Below are 887 nucleotides of genomic sequence, written 5' to 3' on the forward strand. Positions count from 1 at the left end.
TCGCTTGCAACACCATCATTCACAATACCGCAAGAAAGCTTTTTACATCAAGCTGCTGAAATGTTCCCTTCATGTAAAGAACAAATATTAGAAATAGGCGCTCATCAATCACTAAGCTTTGTTTATATGGAGCAGCCAGAACATACACGTGTGCGTGGCTTGTTTCAACCACAATTTACACGTGCCGCCATCAATCAATTTCGTCCTCGTTTACAAAAAATTGTTTCTGAGATGCTTGATAAAATAAATCCACAAAACCAAGTTGAGTTGAGATATGAGTTTGCAGAGCCTTTTGCGATACGAGCTTTGAGAGAATATATGTGGCCCCCGAAGTTTGATGGGGAGCTATTTTTTCTCTGGGTTGACGCTTTACTTGCTATTAGGTCTCAATCCATGATTAGTGATCCACAAGGAACGATAGAACATTACCTAAAACTCAATGAAGCTGTGTTGGATTATATTCGATCCATCGTGATAGATCGACGTATAAATCCAAGCAATGATCTACTCAGTCACTGGATAAAAACGGCTTTTGATGAAAATGATGAGCAACCTGAAAGAATGCTGTTAGAAAACCTCAAGGTTATTATTGTCGCTGGAATTGTGACAACACCTAACTCAATTATTAATACCATTCGATTGCTTTGTGCTCACCCAGAACAATTTGAAGAAGTTAAAGCCAATCTAAACCTTGTTCCTCAAGCGTTTAAAGAAAGCCTTCGCCACTCTGCAACTGTTCAAATGACATATCGACGAGCTGCGAAAGACTTTGAAATTCACGGAGTAGAGATTCATGCCAATGATAATATTGGCCTATGTCTTGGTGCCGCTAATCGAGATCCACGTATTTTTGAGTCTCCTCATATATTTAATATCCATCGCAAAGA

At 39.1% G+C, this 887-nt stretch carries 1 protein-coding gene; it reads left to right on the forward strand.

Going from position 1 to position 887, the window contains the following annotated elements; translation table 11 throughout:
• The coding region (locus ACQ96U_RS27100; RefSeq protein WP_431724398.1) for a cytochrome P450 at positions 1-887 on the forward strand (887 nt) is incomplete at both ends.

Origin of the sequence: Zooshikella sp. RANM57 (genome assembly GCF_050749885.1) — a bacterium.
Lineage (GTDB): Bacteria > Pseudomonadota > Gammaproteobacteria > Pseudomonadales > Zooshikellaceae > Zooshikella.